Source organism: Streptomyces amakusaensis (assembly GCF_039532665.1).
GTDB lineage: Bacteria > Actinomycetota > Actinomycetes > Streptomycetales > Streptomycetaceae > Streptomyces > Streptomyces amakusaensis.
This window is the reverse complement of record NZ_BAAASB010000084.1, coordinates 1-787: the sequence shown is the minus strand read 5'-3', so window position 1 is coordinate 787 and position 787 is coordinate 1. Positions and strand designations below refer to the sequence as shown.

The following is a 787-nucleotide window of genomic DNA, read 5'->3' as shown; positions in this document are numbered from 1 at the left end:
CTACCCTGAGCCGACAGGGCAGAAACGGGATCGAAGGGAGCCAACCAGATGACCAGCGCGCCCGATTACAGCCACGGCATCGACTCCGAACGCGCCCTCAAGTACGCCGTCCAGCACATCCGCGGCGACCGCGCCCAGATCATCGAAGGGATCATCGAGCCCGTGTCACCGACCTGGGACCACGAACGGGCCGCCCGCCTCGTACGCCGACAGCTCGAGGACCGCGTCGACGAACTCGGCTGCGTCGAGGGATCCGGCAACCTCGACCTCCCCGGCTCCTCCAACTGGTACGTCCCCGACCTCGCCGTCGTCCCCGAAGAACTCGCCAAAGGCGGAAGGGCCCTCCTCCCCGACCAGACACTCCTCATCGTCGAAGTCACCTCCGAGTCCAACGCCGAGACCGACCGCGTCGTCAAACGCCGCCGCTACGCCGAATACCGGGCGCCGCTGTACCTCCTGGTCGACCGGGTCGAAGGCAGCATCACGCTGTTCTCCGAACCCGGTCACCTCGGCTACACCCGCGCAGACGGCCCACACCCCTTCGGAACCACCCTGCACATCCCAGCCCCCTTCGACCTCAACCTGGACACCACCGGCCTGACCCCCACCTGAACTACCGCAACGCAGGTCAACGGCACACCGCCGAGAAAACACCAGGGGAACGACTCTGGACCAGAGTGCCACCAACCCTGCCCCCCAGGGGCTGTTCGACCACAGACTCACCCACCGCCCACACCGGTCGCTCAAACCTGCGACCAGCCCGGCCCGCCGACAGATACCGTGCCGC

The 787-nt window shown here is 67.2% G+C and carries 1 protein-coding gene; it reads left to right on the top strand.

Translation table 11 applies throughout. The features are described 5' to 3' along the window. Positions 1-48: 48 nt before the first annotated feature. On the top strand, positions 49-612 hold the full coding sequence (locus ABD371_RS35730) for a Uma2 family endonuclease (RefSeq protein ID WP_344486951.1): 564 nt from the start codon (positions 49-51) through the stop codon (positions 610-612). Positions 613-787: the final 175 nt, after the last annotated feature.